Source organism: Mesorhizobium sp. WSM1293 (assembly GCF_000513875.1).
GTDB classification, from domain to species: Bacteria; Pseudomonadota; Alphaproteobacteria; order Rhizobiales; family Rhizobiaceae; genus Mesorhizobium; species Mesorhizobium ciceri.
Genome location: NZ_AZUV01000018.1, coordinates 70,612 through 96,034, shown reverse-complemented (window position 1 = coordinate 96,034; position 25,423 = coordinate 70,612). Strand labels below are relative to the sequence as shown.

At 64.3% G+C, this 25,423-nt stretch carries 24 protein-coding genes and 1 pseudogene; 11 read left to right on the top strand and 14 right to left on the bottom strand.

Features of this window, described 5'->3' with window-relative positions; all coding sequences use genetic code 11:
• Positions 1–148: 148 nt before the first annotated feature.
• The 3 genes from M729_RS0122020 to M729_RS0122010 all read left to right on the top strand — a co-directional run bounded on the left by M729_RS0122020 (position 149) and on the right by M729_RS0122010 (position 1,334).
• Positions 149–556 carry an ACT domain-containing protein gene (locus M729_RS0122020; RefSeq protein WP_027162875.1) on the top strand — a complete coding sequence of 136 codons (408 nt, stop codon included), beginning with the start codon at positions 149–151 and terminating at the stop codon, positions 554–556.
• 73 nt (positions 557–629) lie between these two features.
• Positions 630–899: a type II toxin-antitoxin system prevent-host-death family antitoxin gene (locus M729_RS0122015; protein WP_024504036.1), complete on the top strand. Its 270-nt coding sequence runs from the start codon at positions 630–632 to the stop codon at positions 897–899.
• Positions 900–902: 3 nt separating this feature from the next.
• Positions 903–1,334 carry a type II toxin-antitoxin system PemK/MazF family toxin gene (locus tag M729_RS0122010; RefSeq protein ID WP_027162874.1) on the top strand — a complete coding sequence of 144 codons (432 nt, stop codon included), beginning with the start codon at positions 903–905 and terminating at the stop codon, positions 1,332–1,334.
• Between the two features lie 150 nt (positions 1,335–1,484).
• Here the strand turns inward: M729_RS0122010 and M729_RS0122005 are convergent, their stop codons facing one another.
• Together M729_RS0122005 and M729_RS1000000138915 are read right to left on the bottom strand one after the other, a co-directional pair.
• A complete protein-coding gene (locus M729_RS0122005) occupies positions 1,485–2,519 on the bottom strand; it encodes an aspartate-semialdehyde dehydrogenase (protein WP_013528795.1) in 1,035 nt (344 codons plus the stop codon).
• Positions 2,520–2,625: 106 nt separating this feature from the next.
• A complete protein-coding gene (locus M729_RS1000000138915; RefSeq protein ID WP_167355191.1) occupies positions 2,626–2,775 on the bottom strand; it encodes a hypothetical protein in 150 nt (49 codons plus the stop codon).
• Positions 2,776–2,973: 198 nt separating this feature from the next.
• Here M729_RS1000000138915 and M729_RS0122000 point away from each other — a divergent pair, with 198 nt between their 5' ends.
• A complete protein-coding gene (locus M729_RS0122000; RefSeq protein WP_027162873.1) occupies positions 2,974–4,848 on the top strand; it encodes a DEAD/DEAH box helicase in 1,875 nt (624 codons plus the stop codon).
• A 121-nt stretch (positions 4,849–4,969) separates the two neighbouring features.
• Here M729_RS0122000 and M729_RS0121995 read toward each other — a convergent pair whose 3' ends face one another.
• Entirely contained in the window at positions 4,970–6,388 is a 1,419-nt protein-coding gene (locus tag M729_RS0121995) for a glycosyltransferase (protein WP_024504039.1), read from the bottom strand.
• 140 nt (positions 6,389–6,528) lie between these two features.
• Here M729_RS0121995 and M729_RS0121990 point away from each other — a divergent pair, with 140 nt between their 5' ends.
• Positions 6,529–7,242, top strand: a complete 714-nt coding sequence (locus M729_RS0121990; RefSeq protein WP_027162872.1) for a DUF805 domain-containing protein — start codon at positions 6,529–6,531, stop codon at positions 7,240–7,242.
• Here the strand turns inward: M729_RS0121990 and M729_RS0121985 are convergent.
• The 6 genes from M729_RS0121985 to leuD form a co-directional block, all read right to left on the bottom strand.
• The gene (locus M729_RS0121985; protein ID WP_027162871.1) at positions 7,232–7,720 is read right to left on the bottom strand and encodes a GNAT family N-acetyltransferase; all 489 of its coding nucleotides are present in this window, start codon (positions 7,718–7,720) and stop codon (positions 7,232–7,234) included. The genes M729_RS0121990 and M729_RS0121985 overlap by 11 nt on opposite strands.
• Before the next feature lie 4 nt (positions 7,721–7,724).
• Positions 7,725–8,828 (bottom strand): 3-isopropylmalate dehydrogenase, encoded by a 1,104-nt coding sequence (gene leuB, locus M729_RS0121980; protein WP_013528791.1) that lies wholly within the window; start codon positions 8,826–8,828, stop codon positions 7,725–7,727.
• A gap of 292 nt (positions 8,829–9,120) precedes the next feature.
• Positions 9,121–9,471: a VOC family protein gene (locus M729_RS0121970; protein ID WP_013528790.1), complete on the bottom strand. Its 351-nt coding sequence runs from the start codon at positions 9,469–9,471 to the stop codon at positions 9,121–9,123.
• A gap of 13 nt (positions 9,472–9,484) precedes the next feature.
• The gene (locus M729_RS0121965) at positions 9,485–9,868 is read right to left on the bottom strand and encodes a RidA family protein (RefSeq protein WP_013528789.1); all 384 of its coding nucleotides are present in this window, start codon (positions 9,866–9,868) and stop codon (positions 9,485–9,487) included.
• 221 nt (positions 9,869–10,089) lie between these two features.
• On the bottom strand, positions 10,090–11,019 hold the full coding sequence (locus M729_RS0121960) for a hypothetical protein (RefSeq protein WP_027162870.1): 930 nt from the start codon (positions 11,017–11,019) through the stop codon (positions 10,090–10,092).
• A gap of 69 nt (positions 11,020–11,088) precedes the next feature.
• Positions 11,089–11,694, bottom strand: a complete 606-nt coding sequence (gene leuD / locus M729_RS0121955; RefSeq protein ID WP_013528787.1) for a 3-isopropylmalate dehydratase small subunit — start codon at positions 11,692–11,694, stop codon at positions 11,089–11,091.
• 128 nt (positions 11,695–11,822) lie between these two features.
• Between leuD and M729_RS0121950 the strand changes: the two genes are divergently transcribed.
• A complete protein-coding gene (locus tag M729_RS0121950) occupies positions 11,823–12,248 on the top strand; it encodes a GNAT family N-acetyltransferase (RefSeq protein WP_027162869.1) in 426 nt (141 codons plus the stop codon).
• 76 nt (positions 12,249–12,324) lie between these two features.
• Here M729_RS0121950 and M729_RS0121945 read toward each other — a convergent pair whose 3' ends face one another.
• The 4 genes from M729_RS0121945 to M729_RS0121930 are packed head-to-tail and all read right to left on the bottom strand — an operon-like array spanning position 12,325 to position 17,347.
• The gene (locus M729_RS0121945) at positions 12,325–13,491 is read right to left on the bottom strand and encodes an FAD-binding oxidoreductase (protein WP_027162868.1); all 1,167 of its coding nucleotides are present in this window, start codon (positions 13,489–13,491) and stop codon (positions 12,325–12,327) included.
• 29 nt (positions 13,492–13,520) lie between these two features.
• Entirely contained in the window at positions 13,521–15,122 is a 1,602-nt protein-coding gene (locus tag M729_RS0121940) for an ATP-binding protein (protein ID WP_027162867.1), read from the bottom strand.
• Positions 15,113–15,805 carry a response regulator transcription factor gene (locus tag M729_RS0121935; RefSeq protein WP_024504048.1) on the bottom strand — a complete coding sequence of 231 codons (693 nt, stop codon included), beginning with the start codon at positions 15,803–15,805 and terminating at the stop codon, positions 15,113–15,115. The genes M729_RS0121940 and M729_RS0121935 overlap by 10 nt, the downstream gene beginning before the upstream one ends.
• Before the next feature lie 3 nt (positions 15,806–15,808).
• Positions 15,809–17,347 carry a DUF4173 domain-containing protein gene (locus tag M729_RS0121930; RefSeq protein ID WP_027162866.1) on the bottom strand — a complete coding sequence of 513 codons (1,539 nt, stop codon included), beginning with the start codon at positions 17,345–17,347 and terminating at the stop codon, positions 15,809–15,811.
• Positions 17,348–17,687: 340 nt separating this feature from the next.
• On the opposite strand from M729_RS0121930, the pseudogene M729_RS01000000135570 reads away from it, so the two are divergent.
• Together M729_RS01000000135570 and M729_RS0121920 are read left to right on the top strand one after the other, a co-directional pair.
• Positions 17,688–18,562: pseudogene (locus M729_RS01000000135570) on the top strand (CoA ester lyase).
• A gap of 51 nt (positions 18,563–18,613) precedes the next feature.
• Positions 18,614–18,820 carry a DUF1737 domain-containing protein gene (locus M729_RS0121920; protein ID WP_013528780.1) on the top strand — a complete coding sequence of 69 codons (207 nt, stop codon included), beginning with the start codon at positions 18,614–18,616 and terminating at the stop codon, positions 18,818–18,820.
• 187 nt (positions 18,821–19,007) lie between these two features.
• Here M729_RS0121920 and M729_RS0121915 read toward each other — a convergent pair whose 3' ends face one another.
• Complete coding sequence (locus tag M729_RS0121915; RefSeq protein WP_023763026.1) at positions 19,008–19,430, bottom strand: metallopeptidase family protein; 423 nt, start codon at positions 19,428–19,430, stop codon at positions 19,008–19,010.
• A gap of 182 nt (positions 19,431–19,612) precedes the next feature.
• Here M729_RS0121915 and M729_RS0121910 point away from each other — a divergent pair, with 182 nt between their 5' ends.
• The 3 genes from M729_RS0121910 to M729_RS0121900 are packed head-to-tail and all read left to right on the top strand — an operon-like array spanning position 19,613 to position 25,414.
• The gene (locus M729_RS0121910) at positions 19,613–20,650 is read left to right on the top strand and encodes a hypothetical protein (protein ID WP_027162865.1); all 1,038 of its coding nucleotides are present in this window, start codon (positions 19,613–19,615) and stop codon (positions 20,648–20,650) included.
• Positions 20,592–22,070, top strand: coding sequence for a DUF6504 family protein (locus M729_RS0121905; protein WP_027162864.1), 1,479 nt, complete (start codon positions 20,592–20,594; stop codon positions 22,068–22,070). The genes M729_RS0121910 and M729_RS0121905 overlap by 59 nt, the downstream gene beginning before the upstream one ends.
• Positions 22,067–25,414, top strand: coding sequence for an error-prone DNA polymerase (locus M729_RS0121900; protein ID WP_027162863.1), 3,348 nt, complete (start codon positions 22,067–22,069; stop codon positions 25,412–25,414). Before M729_RS0121905 ends, M729_RS0121900 begins: the two co-directional genes overlap by 4 nt.
• Positions 25,415–25,423 lie beyond the last annotated feature (9 nt).

Sequence of the window (25,423 nt, the reverse complement as noted above, 5' to 3'; positions counted from 1 at the left end):
TATTGTGCGATGCGACAGCTCTGCAAGCCCAGCCGCCAGCGACATCGCCATGTCGTCCTTGCAGCGCCTGGACTATCGGCACGCGCCGGTCGCGGATATTGAAGAGCACGTGGGCTGCGGCCCGTTTTTTGCAGGCGAGGGAAGACAGATGGCCGGCGAAACCGATCTCAAGACACTGCTGGCGTCGATGACACCGGAGCTGCTCGCCGGCGCCTATGTCTTCGTCACGCTGGCACCCGGCGTCCCTCAGCCGGAAGGCGTTGAGCCGGTGATGGTGTTTCGCGAGCGCGAGGGTGTGACGCTGATCGTGACCGAGGAGGAGGCCAACGCCGCGGCACTGACCGCTTCGTTCCGCTGCCGGATGCTGACGCTGAACATCCATTCGTCGCTGGAAGCCGTCGGCTTCCTCGCCGCCATCACCACGCGCCTAGCCGCCGCCGGCATGGGCGTGAACCCGGTTTCGGCCTTCTACCACGATCATCTGTTCGTGCCGGCCGACAGGGCGGAGGAAGCGCTGGAGCTGCTGCGCCAACTGGCTAGGGACAGCGCCGGCTGAATTTTGACAGGACCCCAAAAATCGCGTAAATTGCGGTAAATGCGTAAATTACGCGATTTAGGATGACCCCATCATGCGTGAAGTTCCCACCACAGAATTCACCCGTAATTTCGGGCGTTACCGAGAGATCGTGCAGCGTGAGCCGGTCGCTGTGATGAGTCACGGGCGGCCAACCGGCTATTTCGTTTCAGCTGTCGAGTATGAAGAGCTGCAACACTACAAGAACCTGGCCCGGCAGTCATTTGCGACCAGGGATCTGCAGCGCGAGGAAGTGGAAGCTATCGCCGGCGGCCGCATGTCATCAGAACACGATCATCTCAATGCCTTGATGGATACCAAGTAAGGCATGCCGCTTCCCGACCCACAGCTCGGCCTCGTCATCTCCTATGCATATCTGTGGCATCATGAACATCAAGCCGGACAGGACGAAGGGCGGAAAGATCGCCCTTGCGTGATCGTGCTAGCCGTCGAACGCGGCGCCGATGGTCTGATCGTGACGGTGGTGCCTGTCACGCATGTACCGCCGGCCGATCCGTCGCTGGCGATCGAGCTGCCGCCAGCCGTCAAGCGTCATTTGGAACTGGACGGCGAGCGTTCATGGGTGATGCTCCACGAAGGCAATCGCTTCGCGTGGCCAGGCTACGACCTTCGTCCGGTGCCGCGCTCCACCGACCGCTATGACTACGGCCTGTTGCCGCCCCGGCTGTTTTCATCACTGGTGGAGCGCTTGAGGACGATCTGGGAAGCCGGGCAAGGCCGTCAGGTGCCGCGCGACTGACCCGTCCTCCGTATCCGACAAGGGGAAAAGCAAGAAGTATCCCGGCCAAAGGCCGAGCCCGCGACCGCGGGCCGCCGATCGTTCGGCGCCCCCGCGGAGGGCCCGTCGCGGCAGCGGCGATACGGCCCGTGAGCGAAAACTAAACGGCCGTCAGGCCGCCTTCTTCTTCGGCTGGATCAGGCCGCGCTCGACCAAAAGCTCGGCGATCTGCACCGCGTTGAGTGCGGCGCCCTTGCGCAGATTGTCGGAGACGATCCACATCGACAGGCCGTTGTCGATGGTCGAATCCTCGCGGATGCGCGAGATGAAGGTGGCGTCCTCGCCGGCCGATTCCAGCGGCGTGATGTAGCCTCCGTCCTCTCGCTTGTCCAACACCTGGCAGCCTGGGGCTTCACGCAGGATATCCCGCGCGTCGTCGGCGGTGATCGGCTTTTCGAACTCGATGTTGACCGCTTCCGAGTGGCCGATGAACACCGGCACGCGCACGCAGGTCGCCGTCAGCTTGATCTTGGGGTCGAGCATCTTCTTGGTCTCGGCGACCATCTTCCACTCTTCCTTGGTGGAGCCGTCGTCGAGGAAGACGTCGATGTGCGGGATGACATTGAAGGCGATGCGCTTGGTGAACTTCTTGACCTCGACGCCATCGGCGACGAAGACCGCGCGGGTCTGGGTAAAGAGTTCGTCCATGCCTTCCTTGCCGGCGCCCGACACCGATTGATAGGTGGCGACGACGACGCGCTTGATGGTGGCGAAATCGTGCAGTGGCTTCAATGCCACCACCAGCTGCGCCGTCGAGCAGTTCGGATTGGCGATGATGTTCTTGCGCGTGAACAGCGAGATCGCGTCCGGGTTCACTTCCGGCACGATCAGCGGCACGTCCTGGTCGTAGCGGAAGGCCGACGAATTATCGATGACGACGCAGCCCTGCTTGCCGATCTTCGGCGACCATTCCTTGGAGACGCTGCCGCCGGCCGACATGATGCAGATGTCGGTGTCGGAAAAATCATACTGGTCGAGCGTCTTCACCTTCAGCGTGCGGTCGCCGAACGACACTTCCGTGCCCTGGCTGCGCCGCGACGCCAGCGCCACGACTTCGCTTACCGGAAAGCCGCGCTCTTCCAATATGTTGAGCATTTCCCGGCCCACATTGCCCGTGGCGCCGACGATCGCTACCTTGAAACTCATCGAAAAATCTCCTGTCCCTCTCCGCTTGGTTTTGGAGAAACCCGCTGGCCGCTGCGGGTTCCGTCCCCCGGGCCGAACCCGGGAGAGGGTGGTTAGGCCAAGGGAATCACACCGTTTTGGTGGTGGTTTTGCCAGTTTTCTCGGCCAAGAATGCGGTTTTGCTGAAACGAGGAGATGCGCCGACGCGCCCGGCCCAATGATGTGCATTGAGGCTGGGGGCATCGAATGCAGGAAGAGCCGTCAAAAGGCCGCGCATCGAAACTGTCCCGTTCGGTGCCGGCTTTTACGCGGTTTGCGGCAAGAGTCAATTGCCGAGCGGCGCCTGGTTTTGCGCGCGCCCTGTACAATCGCGGCTGCGCGAAGTACGAACGGCCAAGATTGTTTGGCTGGCGCGAGGCCCGCCCCGGCATGTGCTCCGTGATGAGCGCGGACCCTAAAATTCCGAAAGAGTGAGATGTCCAACTTCGAAGCACTTGTTCCAGCGCTTGCCAGGGCGCTGGAGAAACGCGGCTATTCCGAGCTGACGCCCGTCCAGAAGGCGGTCGTGGCGCCCGAGCTCGGCGAGGCCGATGCGCTGGTTTCGGCGCAGACCGGCTCCGGCAAGACGGTGGCCTTCGGCCTCGCTCTGGCGCCGACCCTGCTTGAGGGCGCGGAGCGCTTCGGCCACGCCGCCGCACCACTGGCGCTGGCGGTGGCGCCGACGCGCGAACTCGCCTTGCAGGTGACGCGCGAACTGGAATGGCTCTACGAACTGACCGGCGCCACCGTGGCGTCCTGCGTCGGCGGCATGGACATGCGCTCGGAGCGGCGGGTGCTGGAGCGTGGCGCCCATATCGTCGTCGGCACGCCCGGCCGGCTGCGCGACCACATCACCCGGCGCTCGCTCGACATGTCGGCGCTGAAGGCGGTGGTGCTCGACGAGGCCGACGAGATGCTCGATCTCGGCTTTCGCGAAGACCTCGAATTCATCCTCGACGCCGCTCCGGCCGAACGCCGGACGCTGATGTTCTCGGCCACGGTGCCGCGCTCGATCGCCACGCTCGCCCAGGGCTATCAGCGCGATGCGGTGCGCATTTCGGCCGCCGGCGAGGAGAAGCAGCATCTCGACATCGAATATCGGGCGCTGAGCGTCGCCCAGCCCGACCGCGAGAACGCCATCATCAATGTGCTGCGCTATTACGAAGCCAAGAACGCGCTGGTGTTCTGCAACACGCGTGCCGCCGTCAATCATCTGACCGCGCGCTTCAACAACCGCAACTTCTCCGTCGTCGCCCTGTCGGGCGAGCTCAGCCAGAATGAGCGCAGCCATGCGCTGCAAGCGATGCGGGACGGCCGCGCAAAAGTCTGTATCGCCACCGATGTCGCGGCGCGCGGCATCGACCTGCCCAATCTTGAGCTGGTCATCCACGCCGATTTGCCGACCAACCCGGAAACGCTGCTGCACCGCAGCGGCCGCACCGGCCGCGCCGGGCGCAAGGGCGTCAGCGCGCTGATCGTGCCCAACAGCGCCCGCAGGCGCACCGAACGGCTGTTGCAGAACGCCGGCCTCAAGGCGACATGGGCGAGCCCGCCCTCGGCCGACGACGTGATGCGGCGCGACGACGAGCGCATCCTTGCCGATCCGGCTTTCGATGAGCCGGTGAAGGAGGACGAGCGCTCCTTCATCGACGCGCTGCTCGCCAGGCATGGCGCCGAACAGGTGGCCGCTGCCTTCGTGCGCCAGTGCCGCGCCAGCCGCTCGGCCCCCGAGGACCTCATGGAGATCGCGCCCTTCACGCCGTCGCGTGAAAGACCGGCGGGCGAAGGTTTCGCGCGCCGCGACGAGGCGCCCAGCCGCCGCGACGATTTCGGCGACAGCGTCTGGTTCTCGCTGTCGATCGGGCGCCGGCAGAATGCCGAGCCGCGCTGGCTCATCCCGATGCTATGCCGCACCGGCAGCATCTCGAAGCGAGAGATCGGCGCCATCAAGATGCAGCCGGAAGAGACCTACGTGCAGATCGCGGCGGATTGGGCAGACCGCTTCCTGGCCGCGATCGGTCCCGACCGGAAGCTGCAAGGCAACATCCTGGTGAAGCGGCTCGACGGTACGCCCGATCTGTCGCGCGCCGGCTATCAGCCGCCAAGCCCCGACAAGAAGCCGCATCGCGGCAAGGCGCCGTTCGACCCCAACGCGCCGAAGCGCAAATTCGAAAAACGTGCACCGGCAGCAGTCGATCAGCGCCCGGCCGCCCCGCATGACGCAAAGCCATGGGCGAAGAAGCCGGGCAAGCCGAAATTCGACACCACCGGCGCGCCCAAGCACAAGAAGGCGAAGAAGCGGCCCGCCTAGAGCATTTCACCGTTTCACGGAAACGGCGATCTGCTCTAACTCTTTGTTTTGACGCAATTCCCGAGGGAAAACGCTATGCGTTTTCCCGGGAAAACCGCTGCACACTTTTCCTGGAATTGCTCTAGGACTTCGGCCGGAGGGACGCGCTTGCCTGCAGGCCAGCCTTGATGGCAGCCCAGCTGGCCGACGCCGGCGTCGGGCGATGCTGCTTTGCGATGCGTTCCGTCAGCGACGAGCGCCATTCCGGATCCTCCGCCATCCGGCGGATCGCAGCGTACCAGCCCGCCTGGTCATTGGAATCGATCGCCGGCATCAGCCCGCCGCTCGCCTCGATCAGCGACGGCGCGGTCGAGACGATGACGGGAACGCCGAAATCGAGACATTCCGAGGCGCCGTAGCCCCAGCCCTCGATATGCGAGGGAAAGACGCCGAAGGAAGCGCTGCGGTAGTATCGGATGAGCTCCTCATCGCTGATCGCTCCGGTGAACGTAACCCGCTCGAGCAGTCTCGGATGGGCCTTGAGATAGGCGCGCAGCGGATCGATCATCCAGCCCCAGCGCCCGGCGCAGACGAGCCTCGGCAGCTTGACGCCTTCGTCGAGCGCCTGCTGCCAGATCCGTGCCAGCAGGATGTGGTTCTTGCGCACTTCGATCGTCGAACAGTAGAGCACGAATGGCTCGGCGGCCTCGATGCGCGAAGTCTCGCCCATGCGCGAAGCCGTCTCGTACAGGATGGAAGGCATCGGAAACCGGTATACCACCGGCTGCGTGACGCCTGCCTGTTGCATATGATCGGTCAGCGTCGAGCCAACTTCGTCGGATGCACAAAATGCCGGCGCGCCGGAACGCACGAGGTGTTCGAGATATGACCCGAAACGCGCCTCGCCAGGGCTCATACCAACGAGGTCGGGGCGCAGTGTCGGTATGAGGTCATGGCAAAGAAACGCGAGGCCACCGGCGCGCCCGGAGACGGCGACTCGGTCGTCCCCGGTCAGAATGTGATGGCTGATCAGGACAAAGCCGCGTTCAGTCTCGGCCGGTTGGCCTGGAACATCCTGACGCGGGGCCGACCGGACTCGCGCCCGCTGGTACAGACGATAGGCCCGGATCAGCAGCTTCGTCGCCTGATAGGCAATGCCTTTGCGGCCATGGGTCACCGTCTTGGCGAGATGGCGGTCGGCGTCGCGCTTGCCCCATGGCTGCTGCCTCACCGCTTCGAGGGCCTGCGACATCGCCGTGCGCCTCCCAGGCCATCGTTTGAGGCGCCAGGGTGAAATCTCGCCCGTCGCGACATGGTCCTGCTCGAAAGGAGCGAGGGGGCGAAACCGGCCTTCCCACGGTCGGAACGCCACCACCTCCACGCTAGGGTCGGGATCGGCCAGGGCTGCGCTGACGAGAAAGCTTTCCACCCGTGGGATGCCGACAAGTCCCTGGCCGGACGGCCAGAACGTCAGGCCGGTGGCGTCGATGGCCAGCCTGGGAGGCCTTCTTTCCCCTCCATCTTCAATCACGGTTTTACTGTCAGGACTCTCGACTGTCATGTTCTGCTTCTGTCGAAGGCGGTTGCACTCGATGCCTTATGCTTCATTTGCCGCGAAGACGGTAGCCGTGCTGCCCGGTATTGCCCATCGGCTCGGCCCTGTGCCACACCTTTGGCCGGGACGTGGCAAGAGGGTGGCCCATGCGCGGTGAAGTGCTTCACTATGACGGTGACCAGGGGTTCGGCTTCATCACCGGAGCCGACGGGAACCGCTACACCTTCACCCGCGAGAGTTTACGCCGGGAAACCGCCATGCCCAACGGTACCGCCGTCGAGTTCCAGCCAGGCGGCGGCCAGGCGCGCGACGTCTTTTCGATCGCCGCCCCGACCGCCGCTCCGGCCGCCGCTGAGCCCGGCATCAAAGCCGCACCAGTCCAGGCCAGCGTTCCGCCTGCAGCAGCCCCAAGTCCTGCGCAGCATTTCGGCCGGTCTTCCGAGACAGCCGAGCCCAGCGATCTCTGGGGCTATTTCTGGCGTGGCGTGACGCAGAACTATTTCAATTTCGCCGGTCGCGCCCGCCGCAAGGAATACTGGGGTTTTTTCCTGTTCTGGGTGGTCTCGCTGCTTGTCATCGGCGGCATCGGCCTTTTCGCCGACAACGAAATGGGCAATTTCGACAGCAGCGTATCGGCGGCGGTAACCGTCGGCCTTTGCGGCACCTTCGTTCTGGCGACATTGCTGCCCAGCCTCGGCATGACCGTTCGCCGCATCCATGACATCGGCCTCTCGGGCTGGCTTTATCTGGTGGTGCTGATCCCGACCATCGGCAGCCTGATCATCCTGGTCTTCGCGCTGATCCCGACGCAGGCCCGCGAAAACCAGTGGGGACCGGTGCCGGCGGGCGTCAGGGTCTAGGGATGATCGCCTTCAGCGCCTCGCCCGAAAGCCTGAGAAAGACCTTCTGGCCGTGGCGTTCTGCGCCAAGCCGGTCGTAGAAGCGCTGCGCGCCTTCGTTCCAGTCCTCGCTGGTCAGGTCGATGCGGCCGATGCCTTCGCGCAGGCAATGATCGGCGAGAAAGCCGATCAGCGCCCGGCCGACACCAGCGTCGCGGGCTTTGTCGCGCACGAACAGGTCCTTGAGGAACAGCAGCCGCTCGAGATCGATACCGGGATGCGCGATCGCCACCGACGCCAGGCCGCTGACCTCGCCCTCGACGAAGGCGAGCGCGAAATGCGGATAGGCCGGGCTTTCCTCGCCAAGCCATTTTCGTGCCGCAGACAGGGCCCGGTCGGCATCGAGAGGCGGTTGCCGATAATGTTCCGCCATCTCGCAAAACATGGCCGCGAGCGTCGTCGCGTCCTCGATCGTCGCCCAGCGGACGTCGACCGTCACGGTATTAGCCCAGGAATTTGGCGATGATCGCGTCGCCCATCTCAACCGTACCGACCTCGGTCATGCCATCGGACATGATGTCTTTCGTCCGCAGGCCCGCGTCGAGCACGGCGGCGATCGCGCCTTCGACGCGGTCGGCTTCATCGACCATGCCGAAGGAATAGCGCAGGCACATGGCGAAGGAGGCGATCATGGCGATCGGGTTGGCAATGCCCTTGCCGGCAATGTCGGGCGCCGAACCGTGCACCGGCTCGTAGAGCGCCTTGCGCTTCTTGGTCTTCACGTCAGGCGCGCCGAGCGAGGCCGACGGCAGCATGCCGATCGAGCCGGTCAGCATAGCGGCGATATCGGACAGCATATCGCCGAACAGATTGTCGGTGACGATGACGTCGAACTGCTTTGGCCAGCGCACCAGCTGCATGCCGCCGGCGTCGGCCAGCATGTGGTCGAGCTTGACGTCGGAATAGCGCGCCTTGTGGGTCTGGGTGACGACCTCGTTCCACAACACGCCCGACTTCATCACATTGCGCTTTTCCATCGAGGTGACGTGGTTCTTGCGGGTGCGCGCGAGTTCGAAGGCGACGCCCGAAATGCGCTCGATCTCGAACGTGTCGTAGACCTGCGTGTCGATGCCGCGCTTCTGTCCGTTGCCGAGATCGATGATCTGCTTGGGCTCGCCGAAATAGACGCCACCGGTCAGCTCGCGCACGATCAATATGTCGAGACCTTCGACCACCTCCTGCTTGAGCGAGGAGGACGCCGCCAGCGCCGGATAGCAGATGGCCGGGCGCAGATTGGCGAATAGCTCCATGTCCTTGCGCAGGCGCAGCAGGCCGGCTTCCGGGCGCACCTCATAGGGCACCGCATCCCATTTCGGACCGCCGACGGCGCCGAACAGCACCGCGTCGGCCGCCATCGCCTTTTCCATGTCGGCATCGGAGATCGCCGCGCCATGCGCGTCATAGGCACAGCCGCCGACCAGCCCCTCATCGGTGGCAAAACCGCTGCCGAGCCTGTCGTTCATGACCGCGATCAGTTTCTTGACCTCGGCCATGGCCTCAGGACCGATGCCGTCACCGGGGAGCAGGAAAAGATGCTTCGTTGCCATGGAGAAACCGTCCTGGAAAGATTTGAACCGCGGCCTTGCTAAACGCCAAGCGACTTGCATGCAAGCAGGAACGCAGCGATCACGGATGACCCGATTCGTTGGTGATCCGTAGCGCCCCCCTCTGCCCTGCCGGGCATCTCCCCCTCAAGGGGGGAGATTGGCAGCATTATCGTTTCGCCTCTTCTTTCTGACGTGGAGATTGGCGAACGCCGAGGCGACATCCAATCTCCCCCCTTGAGGGGGGAGATGGCCGGCAGGCCAGAGGGGGGCGCTATCCCGCCGGCATACGTCATCACTGATGCGAGAGAATGTTGACCAGCCGGCCGAACGGATCGCGCACGTAGAAGCGCCGCACGCCCCACGGTTCGTCGGCCGGTCCGTATTCGATGGCAAAGCCCGCCGCCTTCATGGCATCGAGCGCTGCATCGACATCGTCGACCTCGATCGAGAGATCCGGCACCGGCGTGCCGGAACCGCCTTGCGCCATGAAGCTGACCTGCACCTGCATCGTTTCATCGGAGCCGTAGGTTGCGATCCAGCCGAGATCCATCAGCACGTCGAGGCCGAGCACATCGTGGTAGAAGCGTTTTGCCGCCGCGACATCCGCTGTCTCGATATTGGCAACAATGCGCTGGACTTTCATCGTCGGTTGCCCTTCAGGCCGTGCGCCGCAGCGCCGTCACCTCGATCTCGATCTTCATTTCCGGTTTGTTGAGTTGGCAGACGATCATCGTCGCTGCCGGCCTGATGTCACCGAACGTCTCGCCGAGGATCGGGAAGACTACATCCACGAAGGCCTGGTCGGTGATGTAGTAATGCGCCCGCACCACGTCAGCCATCTCGAAGCCGCCGTCCTTCAGCGCCTTGCCGATCGTCGCCAGGCAATTGCGCGTCTGCGCCTCCACCGTTTCCGGCATCGTCATCGTCGTATAGTCGTAGCCGGCGGTGCCGGAGACGAAGCACCAGTCGCCCTGCACCACGGCGCGCGAATAGCCGGCGGTCTTTTCGAACGGCGAACCGGTGGAGATGAGTTTGCGCATATGAGGGGCCTTGCTTGGGTTGTCGGCCAGCATTAGCAGGCGGAACGGCGCGGGTCGTGGGCCAAGCCAGGCAAACTGTTATCCCGGAAGCGAAGCGCGAACCTCCGAGATTGGTTGAAGCATCCCTTCCGTCGTCATCCTATGGCGGAGCAAGGAGCGTAGCGACGCGGCGCAGACCATGGGATGACGAAAGCGAGGGGGTGCTGCGCAACGCTAAAGCTTTAATTTGCCGCCCCCAGCGCCTTGTCCAACGCCGCCTTCACATCCGCCGGCCATGTCGCCACATCAGGCCAGGCGTTCGGCTGGCCATTGTCGCCGCGGCGCGCAAAATAGAGCCTGTGCTGGGCCGGGTCGACCGCCATGAAGCCGTCATTGCCGCCGCAATCATGCGGCACGCAGCCGCTGGCGTAGAAGGCGCCCGAAGCGGTCTTTTCGGTGCCGCCGCCGACCAGCAGGCTGGTCGCCATGTCGGCCATGTCCTTGCCGAGCAGCTTTTCCGCTTCCTTGTAGACGGCCTCATTGTGGAAGGCGTCGATGATGTTCTGGTACTTTTCCGGATCGATGTCTTTCCAGTCCGTGCCGGGTTCCGGCATGTAGGTCAGATTGCCCGAAATCGTCAGCCCGTCGGTCGGCGACCATTGCAAAGCCGGCTTCTGATCTCCCGGCAACAGGTAAGGCACGAAATAGATGGCGTTGTCGGACACCGCCGAGGGCGGCGCGCCGCACTGGTCCTGCTCGACCGTGGTGCTCTGGATCGTGCCGCCTTCCGGTTTCCAGACGATCACCGTCGCCGGCCCGCATTGATTGCCGCCGTCGCCGACATCGAACAGCGCCACCTTGACGTCGCCGACCTCGATTATTTTGTCGAAGAAGACATCGTAATTGCTGGCCAACTGCTTGCCGTCATAGGCAAGCACCTTCTCGCCATACTGTTCCTTCTGGGTGATGGTCAGCGTGCCGCCTTCGAACGGGACGGGAGCTTGCTTGTCGTCATCGGAAGCATCGGCGGCGTTCGTCCCCTGATCGGCGGACGGCTGCTCCGTCGCCGGGGCCGGCTGTATGGCGGGCGTCTGGGTCTGCGCAGACGCGCTGGCGATTTGCCCCAGCAACAAGGCCAGCCCGCAAAGGCCGGCAAGAAGCGAACGTGTCATGACTGTCCCTCCACTCAGTCGCCGCGAACCGGCCCGAAAGGCCAGATCCATCCGTCCGGAGCGCGCCGCTCAGGCCCAGGGGCGCTGTTCGGCGTTCCGCTTCTCGAACGAAGCGATGGCGCCGGCTTTCTCCATGGTCAGGCCGATATCGTCGAGCCCGTTGAGCAGGCAGTGCCGCTTGAAGTCGTCGAGGTCGAATTTGACCACGCCGCCATCCGGCCCACGGATTTCCTTGGCTTCGAGGTCGACCGACACCGTGGCATTGGAGCCGCGCGAGGCGTCGTCCATCAGCTTCTCAAGATCCTCGGGGCTGACGGTGATCGGCAGGATGCCGTTCTTGAAGCAGTTGTTGTAGAAAATGTCGGCGAACGAGGTCGAGATGACGCAGCGAATACCGAAGTCGAGCAGCGCCCATGGTGCGTGCTCGCGGCTGGAACCGCAGCCGAAATTGTCGCCGGCGACCAGGATCTGCGCCTTGCGGTAGGCCGGCTTGTTGAGCACGAAATCCGGGTTTTCCGAACCGTCGTCCTTGTAGCGCATTTCGGCGAACAGGCCGGTGCCGAGCCCGGTGCGCTTGATCGTCTTGAGGTAATCCTTGGGGATGATCATGTCGGTGTCGACATTGACGATCGGCATCGGAGCGGCGACACCGGTGAGCTTGGTGAATTTTTCCATGGCTTTTGCCCGTGTTTTCGTTGCGGGGGAATTTGCTGAGGCCCGGTTTACACAAAGCCGGCGGCAAATAAAAGGCAACTGTTCGTGCACGGTGGCACAAGCCAGCCCGATGGTGCAATCTGGCGGCCATGGCAGAAAACGCACACGTCCTCTACGAAAGAGAATCCGCGCTCGACATCGCCGAATTCCGTCGCGTGCTGGTCGAATCCGGCCTCGGCGAGACACGGCCGATCGATGATGAAGCGCGGCTGCGGGCGATGCTGTCGGGCGCCAATCTGGTGCTGACCGCGCGCCTTGATATTCAGGGCAAGCCGCTGATCGGCGTCATCAGGGCGATCACCGACTTCTCCTGGGTCTGCTACATCTCCGAACTCGCCGTTTCCCGATCGGCACAGGGGCTCGGCATCGGCAAGGGCCTGATGGACGAGGCGCGCCGGCAGCTTGGACCATCGGTCGCCATCAGCCTGATCTCCATGCCCGATGCCGTAGGCTTCTACGAACGTATCGGCATGAAGCGCATGGCCGACGCCTTCTGGTTCGACCGCAAGGGTTAAGGCTCGCTCGAAATACTCTTCCGCAACCGTAGCGATCCTTCGCGCCAGCGTCAAAAAGAACCTTCCCTTTGCCCGCTCAAATCACATTCAATTCCCGGAACGCCCTTCCCTCCGCCACCCGCTCATACCCGAACGCCGAGCAATCCACCGTGCGATAACCGCCGTGCACGACCAGTTCGGCCAGCGCTTTGCCCACTGCTGGCGCCTGCTGCAGGCCGTGGCCGGAAAAGCCGTTGGCGAACAGGAAATTGCCGACGTCGGGATGCGGACCGATCACCGCGTTCTGGTCGAGCGTGTTGTAGTCGTAGTGGCCGGCCCAGGCACGGGTCGGCTTGATCGCCTCGAAGGCGGGAATACGGGTCGCCAGCACCGGCCAGATCACCTCTTCGAACAGTGGCCAGTTTACCTCGAAGTCGCCGGGATCGGGTGCGCAGTCGCCTTCCTCCGGTTCGGCGCCGCCGGTGAGGTAGACCGAGCCTTCCGGACGGACATAGATGCCGGAGGGATCGACCAGCAGCGGCATGTCGGCATATTTCTCGCGTGCCTCGAAGACGAAGACATTGCGCTTGCGCGGCTCGACCGGCAGATGAAGCCCGGCCATGGCAGCCACCTTGCCGGCGTTCGGGCCGGCGGCGTTGACGACGATGCCAGCCTCCAGCGTCTCGCCATTGCCCAGGCTCACTCCCGTGACGCGGTTGCCATCGCGCGCGATGCCGGTGACATCGGCGGTGATGAAATCGACTTTCTTCTGCCGCAGCGCCTTGCGGAACAGCGTCAGCATCGCATGCGCGTCGAACCAGCCTTCGCCGCTGCGGCCATAGGCGCCGGCTGAAATGCCCTCGGTCGACAGCCATGGGAACCGGCGCACCAGCTGATCCGCGTCCTCCAGCACAATGTCGGCGCCCTCCGCGATCTGCGCCTGGTGATTGCTCCTCAGGATCGGCAAGCCGTCCTCGCCGGCAAGGATGAGGTAGCCGCCCTCGCGAAAGCCGATATCGGCGTCATCCCCGAACTCTTCCTTCAACCGCCGGAACAGCTTCAGCGTGAACTGCGACAGGCGGATGTTTTCCGGGATCGAGAATTGCTGGCGGATCGAGGCCATGGACAGCGTCGTTGCCGCATGCGCGAATTGCGGATCACGCTCGATCAGCGCGATCGTGCCGGAAAACCCTTGCTCAAGCAGGTAATAGGCGACCGAGGAGCCGACGATGGCTCCGCCGATGATGACGATGTCGTAGCGCATGTTCTCTCCGATCCGGCCGATAGTGTCCTTCACGCCACCGGCAGAATGACCTCGAAGCGCGTGCCGCGCTCGCTGTCAACCAGCGCGATCATACCATCATGCGCTTTCAGGAGGGCCAGCACGATGCCAAGCCCCATGCCGGTGCCGCCCTGTTCGCGCCGCGTGGTGAAGAACGGCTCGAAAATGCGCACCCGGTTGCTCGGCGAAATGCCCGCACCGTCGTCGCTGACCAGGATCCTCGCCTTGCCGCCGGCGCTCGTAGCGGAGACAGAAACCTGCGTCGCGCCATGCCTGGCCGAATTGTCGATGAGATTGGCCAGCACGATAGCCGCGTTCTCGGCCGATATGCGCAATCTGATGTCGCCGCCCGCCCCGACGCTAACCGCGAGCCTGTTGTCGACGGGCAGCAGCGCCAGCGCCGCACCGAGCGATGTGCTTTCGCCGCTCGGCGCCAGGTTTTCGGCGCGTGCCAGGTCGAGCAGGCGCCGCACCAGCAGATTGAGCCGCCCCGCATCGGTGACGATATTGTTGGAGAAACGCCGCCGCTCCGCATCGTCCATCGCGCCACCGGAATCGCGCAGCAATTCGGCCGCGCCCTGGATCGCCGTCAGCGGCGATTTGAGCTCATGCGAGACATGTGTGGCGAAAGTCTGGACCGAGTCCGAGCGCGCCTGAAGCTTCTCGGCCATGTCGAGGAAGGCGGCGGACAGCTCCGCCATCTCTCGCGTGCCGTGGTGGTCGAGCGGCCGGATCGCCGTGCGGTCGCCGGCGGCGATGCGCTCGGTGCGGTCGATCAGCGCATAGATCGGCCGGCTGACGGTGCGCAGGAAGATGAGACCGATGAGCAGCGTGCCGCCGAGAATGGCGATCGCCGCCAACGTCACCTTGCCACGTTCGCCATAGAGATGCTTGATGATGTTGTTGGGCGTCCGCGACACATAGACGACGCCGGCGACCTGGCCGTCGACAGCGACCGGCAGAGCGACGAAGACACGCACCTTGGTGCCGCGGCTGACCGAATAGAGCGGTGGCGTCGGCTGGTCGGGAATGCGCAGCCTGAGCGCGCTGGCATAGTGGCCGGCAAGTGCTGTGCGCACCTCTTCGACCGCACTGAGCGACTGGCCGACCTCGCCGCGCCCGGCAATGACGACGCCCCGGGGGTCGAGCAGCCGGAAGCCGGCCAACGTGGTTTTCTGGGTGGCGTCGAGGATGCCGGACAGGCGCGCGCCGATCACCGCGAAGGCGGGATCGACGATCGCCGGCATCGCCGCCGGCCGGGTCGGCAGGACATAATCCGAGGCAAGATCGAGCTGCGGTTCGATTGGCCTGTAGAGCGGGTCCGGATTGACGCTGCGGCTTGAATCCCCACTTGGCTCCGGCATCGGCGCACCGAGCTTTTCCGGTGGGATGCCGGCGTCACGTACATCCCGCGCATAGATGGCGGCGATGGCAGCGCCTTGCGCGATCAGCTCCGCCTCGGTCTGGCGGATCAGCTGGTTCTCGTAGAGGCGGAAGAAGAACAGGCCGACCAGTGGCAAGGCCATCACCATGATCAGGATGGCGACGACGACCGTGGCAAGCCGTGGCCGCCATTTGCGGCCGATCCATTTGCTGGAGGCCGTCAGCCGCATCGGCCAAGCCGGAAGCCGACGCCATGCACCGTCTCGATGACATTTGGGCAACCCACAGCTGCCAGTTTGGCGCGGATGTTGCGGATGTGGCTGTCGACGGTGCGGCCGGCGACGTGGATGTTTGCGGCATAGGCGCTGGCCGTCACCGCGTCGCGGTCGAGCACATGCGCCGGCCGCGCCAGGAACCCCTTCAGGATCGAGAACTCTATTCCTGTCAACGATAACGGCTTGCCGTCGAAGCTGGCGGTATGGCTGGCCGGCGCCAGAGCCAGTTTGCCATGCGAAAACTGCCTGTCGTCGGCCGGTTCGGGCGCCGCCGGGCGGGCGCGCCGCAGGATGACGTTGACGCGGGCAACCAGCTCGCGCGGGCTGAATGGTTTCGTCACATAGTCGTCGCCGCCCATTTCGAGCCCGAGAATGCGGTCGATCTCCTCGTCGCGCGCAGAGAGGAACAGCACCGGCACATCGGATATGTGCCGCAGCCGCCGGCAGACCTCCAGCCCGTCCATTTCCGGCATGCCGATATCGAGCACGACGAGGTCCGGTGCCCGGCGGCCGATTGCCTGCAAGGCGGCGGCACCGTCGGCCACCCCTGTCGTTTTCATGCCGGCCTTCTCCAAGGCAAAGCAGATCACCTCGCGGATGTGCGGGTCATCGTCGGCGACGAGGATGTGATGCGGCATGGATCAGCGGCCCGGCATGGAAGGTTCGATAGCGGAGGGAATCACGAACGGCTCCTTGGTGTCGAGATATCGAAGCAGCCGCCAGTCGCGAAAGCTCCAGGCCCGCCAGTTCTGCTGGATAGTTCGATACCAGATTTCGTCGCTGCCGCGCACGCCGGCCAGTTCGCGGACAGTGCCGGCGGCCGCCGTCTTGCCCTGGTGCTCGAGGAAGCGATCAAGCGCGGGAAACGCGCCCGGACCGAGCGAGTGAAGATACCAGGCGTCTAGGGGAATGCCCTGGCCGGTCATTTCGAGGGAATGGTCGACATTGTAATTGGCGATCGTTGCTGCGAAATTGATGAAACAGCCGGCATAAAGCGTCAGGGATAACGTCAGAAGATTGGCGGACAGCAGCCATTCGTTGGATTTTCTAAGCGCGATGCGGGCAATGATCAGGGCAAGGCCTGCTGCCACCAGCCCCATCCAGACAAAGGCGGCGACGCGCCAGTAGGTCAATGCATAGATGCCGATATAGAGGTCGAGCCGCAGGATCGACGAGATGACCAGCATGATGTTCTGCGCCACCCAGACATAGACCAGCCGGCGGATCAGCGGATCGGCCGAGGTTTCGCTGCCGGGTCGCAGCGCTGCCAGTACGAAGCCGGCGGCAAGCAGTGCCGTGACGATCAAGGGATAGGCGCCACGATGCGCGTAGGAGGCGTAGCTCAGCCCATCGGGAAGCGCTGCCCCGCCCCACAGATAGGCGGCGTCGAGCGCCGTCTGCAGCGCAAACAGGATGTTGAAGACGATCAGGGCGCGCAGGATGGCGGCCTTGCCGAACAGGATGTCTTCGATGGTGGTGGCGGTTTTGCCGGCTTGAGCGCTGACCGCCGGCAACGCGCGCGGGATGCGGCGAATCAGGCGCGGCAGGCGCGGTCGCAGAAAAGCCCAGACAGCGGCGAGCACGAACAGCCAGAAGGCAATCCGCGCCAGCTGGATAAGATCGAGCAGCCTCACGAGATCGATCAGCGACAGCCAATAGTCGATGACCGGATTGGCGGCACCGAACAGCGCCAGGAAGACCGCGCCCAGCGTCAGCGGCATCACCCAGACGGCGATCGCCGCCAGCCGGATGCGACGCCCACCGAACCGCCGCGCCGTCCTGCGCCAGCGGATGAAATCAATGACGAAGCGGAACGGCGCCGCCAGCCCGAACAGCACGATCTGCCCGGCAATGCGGGCGATGCTGTGCCGCAGCCGGCCGCTCAACGAAAGCGCGAAGACGGTCAGCGCCGCCAGCGCGATCGAGACCGACAGGGTGCTGACGTTTTCAGCCAGCGGCAGCAGCGCGACAAGCATGGCGATGGGCTTGAGCCAGACCCGGCCGTCGTTGAAGGCGGCCGGGTGCACAGCCACGACCGCCGCGGCAATCAGCAGGGCGAACAGGAAAACCGTGATCCCGGCGGGCTGGCCATAGAACAGAAAATCCGCGAGCGCTGCCAGCAGGATGGCGACACCGAAACGGCTGCAATAGCTCGGCGCGGCGGAGAACAACGCTGTCATGACCTGGCTTTCCTGATGGCTTCCAGCCGAACCGTTGGCGGGCTTCTGCGGACAAAGGGAATGAGGGTTGCGACGGGACACGCGCGCGGCGGATCGGCCAGCCACCAGCCCTCGCTACGCAGTCGGTGAGGCAGGGACCAACGGGGCTTTGCTCGCTTGTGCATGCCGCTTGTCTCGCAAGCGGGCGGGGAAACGGCAGGGCGGATCCGAGGAGGTTTTCCGCAGGCCCGTGCAGTTTTCGTGCAGGGGTAAACGCTGCCGATCTCCCCCCTCGAGGGGGGAGATTGGTAGCTTCATGCCCCGACTTGCCTCGACCAACCACAAGCGGCATAGATCATCCATGGAAACCTATCGCCCGCGCCGCTCCGTGCTCTACATCCCGGCCTCCAGCGACAAGGCCTTGGCCAAGATCGCGCAGCTTGCCTGCGATGCCATCATCATCGACCTGGAAGACGCCGTCGCTCCGGCCGACAAGATCGCCGCCCGCGAAAAACTGGCCGGCATTTTCGCCGGCCATTCCGAGAGACGCTGCGAGATGATCGTGCGCATCAATGCGATATCAGGCGAATGGGGCGCCGACGACCTGCTGGCGGCCGCAAGCTGCGAACCCGACGGCATCCTTCTGCCCAAGGTCGACACGCCGCGCGACCTGCTCGAGGCCGGCGACGTGCTTGACGACAATTTTACCCCCGACAGCGTGAAACTATGGGCGATGATCGAGACGCCCAAGGCGCTGCTCAACATCGGCGCCATCGCCGAACTTGGCCGCGATCCGGCCTCGCGGCTCAATTGTTTGTTGCCGGAACGAATGATCTGGTCAAGGAGACCGGCATTCTGGCGACGCCTGACAGGCGCTACCTCGTGCCATGGCTGATGCAGATGGTGCTGGCCGCACGCGCCGGCGGCATCGACATGCTCGACGGCGTCTCCAACGATTTTCGCGACCTCGACACCTTCGCCCATGAATGCGCGGAAGCCGCGGCCATGGGGTTCGACGGCAAGAGCCTCATCCACCCGGCCCAGATCGAAGCCGCGAACCGCGCCTTCGTGCCGTCCACGGAAGCGGTGGCCGAGGCACGCTCGGTGAAGGAAGCCTTCGCGCTCGCCGAGAATGCCGGCAAGGGTGTGATCGCGCTGAACGGCAGGATGGTCGAACGGCTGCACCTGGCGCAGGCCGAAAAACTGCTGGCGAAGGCAGCCGCCATCGGGTCATAAATGCTCGATGGATGCGAGCGGGCTACAGCTACTCACGACAGGAATTGAACAATGAAACTCTACCGCTTTCTGTCCGCTCCGGACGATGCCAGCTTCTGCCACAAGGTGACAGCGGCGCTGAACAAGGGCTGGCATCTGTTCGGCTCGCCGACCTATGCCTACGACAAGAAGGCCAAAGCGATGCGTTGCGGCCAGGCCGTGGTCAAGGATATCGACGGTCAGGAATACGGGCCCGATACCAAGCTGAGTGACTGGTAGATTTGAAAAGCTCCGACGCAGCGTGTGTTGAGATTCAGGTCAGGCCGAGTCGAAAATGGTGGTTTCCGAGAACCGGAGCGGAGCGTACTTTTGGGTACGTGAGCACCGTTCTACCGCGACGCGGTAGAGCGGGGAAGCGCAGTAAGCCATCATTTGCAGGCCGGCATCACCTGAATATCAGCGCACCCTACTCCGCCGCCTCTTCGATCTTCTCCATATCATCGTCCGACAGGCCGAAATGGTGGCCGATCTCGTGGATCAGCACGTGGGTGACGATGTCGCCCAGCGTCTCTTCGTTCTCGGACCAGTAATCGAGGATGGCGCGGCGGTAGAGCGTGATGCGGTTCGGGCCTTCGCCGGTCTGCGGGTTCCAGCGCTCGGCGATGCCGCGTCCCTCGAACAGGCCGAGCAGGTCGAATGGCGTTTCCAGCGACAGATCGTCCATGATTTCGTCGGTTGGGAATTCGGCGATCTGGATGACGATCTCGCCGGTCAGCTTGCGAAAATCCTCCGGCAGATGGGCGTACGCCTCCAGCGCCAGGAACTCCATTTCGTCCATCGAGGGCGAGAGTTCGTCGTGCCAGGTGCGGGTCTTGTAGATGCGGGCCATGCTTTGTCCTTTGATCCCGGCATATAGGCTTTCGCACCGGAATCGGCAAATGAACGGGCCGATGCGCCTGCGCCATCCCTGCAGAGAGGAATAAATTCCCCATGACTCTGCTTGACTCTTGGGATGCGCTCTGGAATCTATAGGAACATAACAGGAACAATTGTGAGTGGAAGCTGACCGTCATGGCGATGACCGCCGTGGCGCGGGAGACTGTTTTTGCCCTGCGCCGCCAGATCGCGAAAATCGAGGGAACGCTGCCCGAGCGCTTGGCTGCGCCGGCAGCCGCACCCTTTGATGCTGACGTCAACACTGATCTCACAATCGTCCGGCGTGGCATTGCCGCGGCGTTGCCGGATGCGTTCCTGCCTATCGGCGTCGGGCGCCTCGACGCCGCCCTGAGCGGCGGGCTGCCGAAGGCCGCCCTGAGCGAAATCCATGGGCTTGAAACCCGCGATGCCGGGGCCGTCGCCGGCTTCGCTTTGTCGCTCACCAGCCTGATCCTCAAGCAAACGCCGGGGCTGCCGGTGCTGTGGATCGGCACATCGGAGATTTTTCGCGAGGCCGGCTTTCCCTATGCCAGGGGGCTTCACGCCTCGTTCGGCATCGAGCCGGAGCAATTGCTGTTTTCCGAGGCGCCAAGGCTCGTCGATGCACTGTGGGTCGCCGAGGAGGCGGCCCGGATGACGGCGCTCGCCGCCGTCATCCTGGAAATCCGCGGCAATCCGCAGCGGCTTGACCTGACCGCGACACGCCGGCTGCATGCAAGGGCGCAAGCGGCCGGCCGGCCGGTGTTCCTGCTGCGGCAGGCGGCTGGGCCCGAACCGACGGCGGCACCCGTCCGCCTCATCGTCGCCTCGGCGCCGGCGGTGCCGCGCGACACCATCGCCGGGCCGCTGGCCGGCTCGATCGGCCGCCCGGCCTTCACCCTCACCATCGGCAAGAGCCGCACGGCCCTGCCTGGACAATTCACACTGGAGTGGAACCCCGATGAACGCGCATTCGACGAAAGAGCGGGCGACGAAGGAGCAGGTGGGGAAAGAAACCGGCCAAAGAATCCTGTCCCTATGGTTTCCCTATCTGGCGGCGGAAAGGATCCTGCGCCAGCGTCTGGGGCGGTCCTGGCGTTCCCGGCCGTCGGATCACCCCTCTCACCCGCCGCTCGTGATCAGCCATCGCGACCGCAACGCACAGCGCATCTCGGCCCTCGACGAGCGGGCTGAGGCGCTGCACCTGAAGCGCGACATGGGCATCGCCGATGCGCGCGCCATGCATCCGTCGATCGACGTCGTCGAGGCCGATCCGGAAGCCGATCGCCGCCTGCTCGAAGGCCTCGCCGACTGGTGCGACCGCTACACCCCGCTGGTGGCGCTGGACGGGGCAGACGGCCTGTTTCTCGACGTCACCGGCTGCACCCATCTGTTCGGCGGCGAGCGCGCCATGCTGGACGACATCCTGTCGCGCTTCTTCCATCAGGGTTTCGATGTCCGCGCCGGGCTTGCCGCGACGCCGGGCGCTGCCTGGGCGGCGGCACGCTTTTGCGGCGACCGCATCGTTGTGTCAGGCGAGGAGGAGGCGCTGCTGGCGCCCCTGCCGCTGGCCGCGCTGCGCATAGAACCTTCGACCCGCACCAGCCTGGAAAGTGTGGGCCTGCGCACGGCGGGCGCCGTCATGGCGGCACCGCGCGCGCCGCTCGCCCGCCGCTTCGGCGCCCTGCTGCTCCTGCGCCTCGACCAGGCGCTTGGCCGGCTCGACGAGGCGGTGTCGCCGCGCCTGCCCGTCGCGCCGCTTTCGGTCGAACGCCACCTCGCCGAACCCGTCACACTGACCGAGGACATCGAACGGCTGGTGGGCATGCTGGCGGCGACCTTGAAGACCGACCTCGAGCGCCGCGGCGAGGGCGCCCGGACGCTGGCGCTGCTGCTCTTTCGCGTCGACGGCGCCGTCAGCCGCATCGCGCTCGGTACCTCGCGGCCGATGCGCGAACCCATGCTGATCCAGAAACTGTTCCATGAAAGGCTGGCCGCGCTCGAACAGGATATCGATGCCGGCTATGGTTTCGATCTGGTGCGGCTCTCGGTGTTGGCATCAGCCACCTTCGACATGCAGCAGGCCGATCTTGCCGGCGAGGTGACCGACGACGGCGCCGATATCGCGCTGTTCGCCGACCGCATCCGCGCCCGGCTCGGCGATGGCGCGGTTCTCCGGCCGGTCGCGGTCGAAAGCCATCTGCCGGAGCGTGCCGTCGCCACCATCCCCTTCACCGACGCGCCGTGCCGGACCACGCCGCCGAAGAAGCCGGACAGGCTGCAGGCACCAAAAACCATATTTCCGCCGGAACGACCGATCCGGCTGTTCCGCTCGCCCGAACCCATCGATGTGCCGGCCACCGAAATGCCGGAAGGACCGCCGCTGAACTTCCGCTGGCGGCGCGCGCTCTACCGGGTCAAGCGCGCCGAAGGGCCGGAACGCATCGCCGCCGAATGGTGGCGGGAAGCGCCAAGCGACGAGGCGGCATCGACGCGCGACTATTTCCGCATCGAGGATGCCGACGGCCGCCGCTACTGGCTCTACCGGCAAGGCCTCTACGGCGGCGCCTCGCAAGTCCCGCCGCGCTGGTTCCTGCATGGAGTCTTCGCATGAACGCGCTGACCGTCATTCCCTATGCCGAGTTCGGCATCCAGTCGAATTTCTCCTTCCTGCGCGGCGCCTCCAAGCCGGAGGAGCTGGTGGTCGCGGCCAAGCTCCTGGGCTTCTCGGCGATCGGACTTGCCGATCGCAACACGGTGGCCGGCGTGGTGCGCGCCTGGCAGCAGGCCAAGGTCGAAAAACTCTCCTATCACCCCGGCTGCCGGCTGGTTTTTGACGACGGCACGCCGGACATCCTCGCCTATCCCCAGGACCGCAAGGGCTGGGGGCACCTCTGCCGCATGCTGACGCAAGCCAATCTGCGCGACGAGAACGAAAAAGGCGCCACCCTTCTCCAGCGCGGCGACCTGCTCGAATGGGGTGACCTGATATCGCTGGCGGTCCTGCCCGGTCTGTCGACGGGGGCGCAAGACAGTCTTGCCTTGCTTGGTGAGCTCAAGGGCCGTTTCGGCAGGAACCTGCGGCTTGGCGTTTCGCCCGACTACGCCGGCAATGACCGTTTCCGGATCGAGCAGGCGGCAGCACTTGCCGAGAGCGCCGGCATTCCGCTGATGGCGACCAACGACGTTCTTTATCACACCGCCGAACGGCGCCCGCTGCAGGACGTGCTGACCGCGATCCGCCTCAACACGCCCGTTGCCGAGGTCGGGCTGCAACTCACCGCCAATGCCGAGCGCCATCTGAAGCCGCCAATGGAGATGGGCCGCCTGTTCCGCCGGCATCCGCAGGCGCTGGCCGAGACGCTGCGGTTTGCGCAAGAGCTGACTTTTTCGCTTGGCGACCTCCAGTACAACTACCCCGACGAGCCGACGGAATCGGGTCTTGGTCCACAGGCTGAGCTGGCGCGACTGGCGCGGGAGGGGGCGGCGAACCGCTATCCGGCTGGTGTGCCGGATTCCGTGACCAAGCGCATCGAGGAAGAGCTCGCTTTGATCGAACGCCTCAACTATGCCCGCTATTTCCTGACTGTCTACGACATCGTCAAGTTCGCGCGCAGCAAGGATATTCTCTGCCAGGGACGTGGATCAGCCGCCAATTCGGTCGTCTGCTTCTGCATCGGCATCACCGAAGTGGGGCCGGAAAAAATCGATTCGCTCTTCGAGCGCTTCATTTCCGAGGAGAGAAACGAACCGCCGGATATCGACGTCGATTTCGAGCACGAAAAGCGCGAAACCGTAATCCAGTACATCTACGAGAAATACAGCGGCAAGCGCACGGCACTTGCCGCCGCCGTCATCAGCTATCGCGGCCGGTCGGCGCTGCGCGAAGTGTCGAAGGCGATGGGCCTGTCCGAGGATGTCAGGGCATCGCTTTCCGGCTCGATCTGGGGTTGGTCGACATCGGAGCTTGGCGAGAAGGAAGCCCGCGCCGGCGGCCTCGACCGCACCGACCCGGTGTCGAGGCACGTGATGGAGCGTGCCAATGAGATCATGGGCTTCCCCCGCCATCTCTCCCAGCATGTCGGCGGCTTCGTCATCACCAGGGACCGGCTCGACGAGATTGTGCCCATCGTCAAGACGGCGATGGACGAGCGCAAGATGGTCGAATGGGACAAGGACGATCTCGACGCGGTGAAGATCTTGAAAGTCGACGTGCTGGCGCTCGGCATGCTGACCTGCCTGCAACGCGCCTTCACCTTGCTCACGGATCACTATCCTAATGCGCGGGATGAGTATGGGCAGCCCTATGTGTTGGCCACCCTGCCGCCGGAGGACAGGCAGGTCTACAAGATGATCTGCCGCGCCGACACGCTCGGCGTCTTCCAGATCGAATCGCGGGCGCAGATGTCGATGCTGCCGCGTCTCAAGCCAGACAATTTTTACGATCTCGTCATCGAGGTGGCGATCGTTCGGCCGGGCCCGATCCAGGGCGACATGGTTCATCCCTATCTGCGCCGCCGGCAAGGCAAGGAACAGGCCGAGTATCAAAAGCCGGAGCTGGAAGCGATCCTCAAGAAGACGCTTGGCGTACCGCTGTTCCAGGAACAGGCGATGAATATCGCCATCGTCGCCGGCGGTTTCAAACCGGGCGAAGCCGATGAACTGCGCCGCGCCATGGCCACCTTCAAGCGCACCGGCACCATCGGCAATTACCGCGACCGTATGATCAATGGCATGGTCGGCAAGGGCTACACGAAGGACTTCGCCGAGCGCTGCTTCAAGCAGATCGAGGGCTTTGGCGAATACGGCTTTCCTGAAAGCCATGCTGCTTCCTTCGCCCTGCTCGTCTATGCCTCCTGCTGGTTCAAGACCTTCTATCCCGACGTGTTCTGCGCCGCGATCCTGAATTCGCAGCCGATGGGGTTTTACCAGCCGGCCCAACTCGTGCGCGACGCAAGCGACCATGGCGTCGACATCCGCGACGTCGACGTCAATTTTTCGGTGTGGGATTGTACGTTGGAAAAGGCGCCATTCGATCCGGCCCGCATCCTGCCACGCCATGCCGAAATGCGCGGCGTCATCGAGACGAAGCATGCCGTCCGGCTCGGCTTCAGGCAGATCAAGGGCCTGTCGAAGGAGCGCATGGAAGCTTTCGTCGAGCGGCGCGGCTCAGGCTATGTATCCGTCAGGGATGTCTGGCTGCGCTCCGGCCTCGATGTCGGCGAGATCGAAAAACTGGCGCAGGCCGATGCCTTCCGCTCGCTCGGTCTTGACCGTCGCGAAGCCCTGTGGGCGGTGCGCGCGCTCGACGGCAAGAGCGCCGCCGAAAGGCTGCCGCTGTTCGACCAGCCGGCGCTTCGCCTGCGCGAGCTGGAACCGGAGACGAGGCTGCCGAAAATGCCGCTCGGCGAGCATGTCATCCACGATTACCGCGCGCTCGGCCTGTCGCTGAAGGCGCATCCGGTCGCCTTCCTGCGCGAGCGGCTCGACCGCGCCGGCGTCATCCCCAATGCGAATCTTCCTTCCGTGCGCGACGGCAGGCGCGTCTCGGTCGCCGGCCTCGTGCTGGTGCGGCAGCGCCCCGGCAAGGGCAATGCGATCTTCCTGACGCTGGAGGACGACAAGGCGGTGGCCAACATCATCTTCTGGCAAAGAACCTTCGACCATTACCGGCCCATCGTCATGGGCGCCCGGTTCGTCAAGGTCACCGGGAAATTGCAGTCGGAATCGGGTGTGGTCCACATCGTCGCCGAGAAGATCGAGGATCTGACGCCCTGGCTGACCGTGCTTCTGGAGAAGGTCAGCGAGGCTGCACCAGTGGTTCCTCCGAGAGACCTCGCCAAGGACGGTTCGGATCGCTTCAGCCCCGCCAAACAAAGCGCGCCGATCCGGCAGGATCTCGCAACGCTGTCGGAAGAAGCGGAACAGGTCATGCCCAAGGGGCGGAATTTTCAGTAGGCAAGGCCA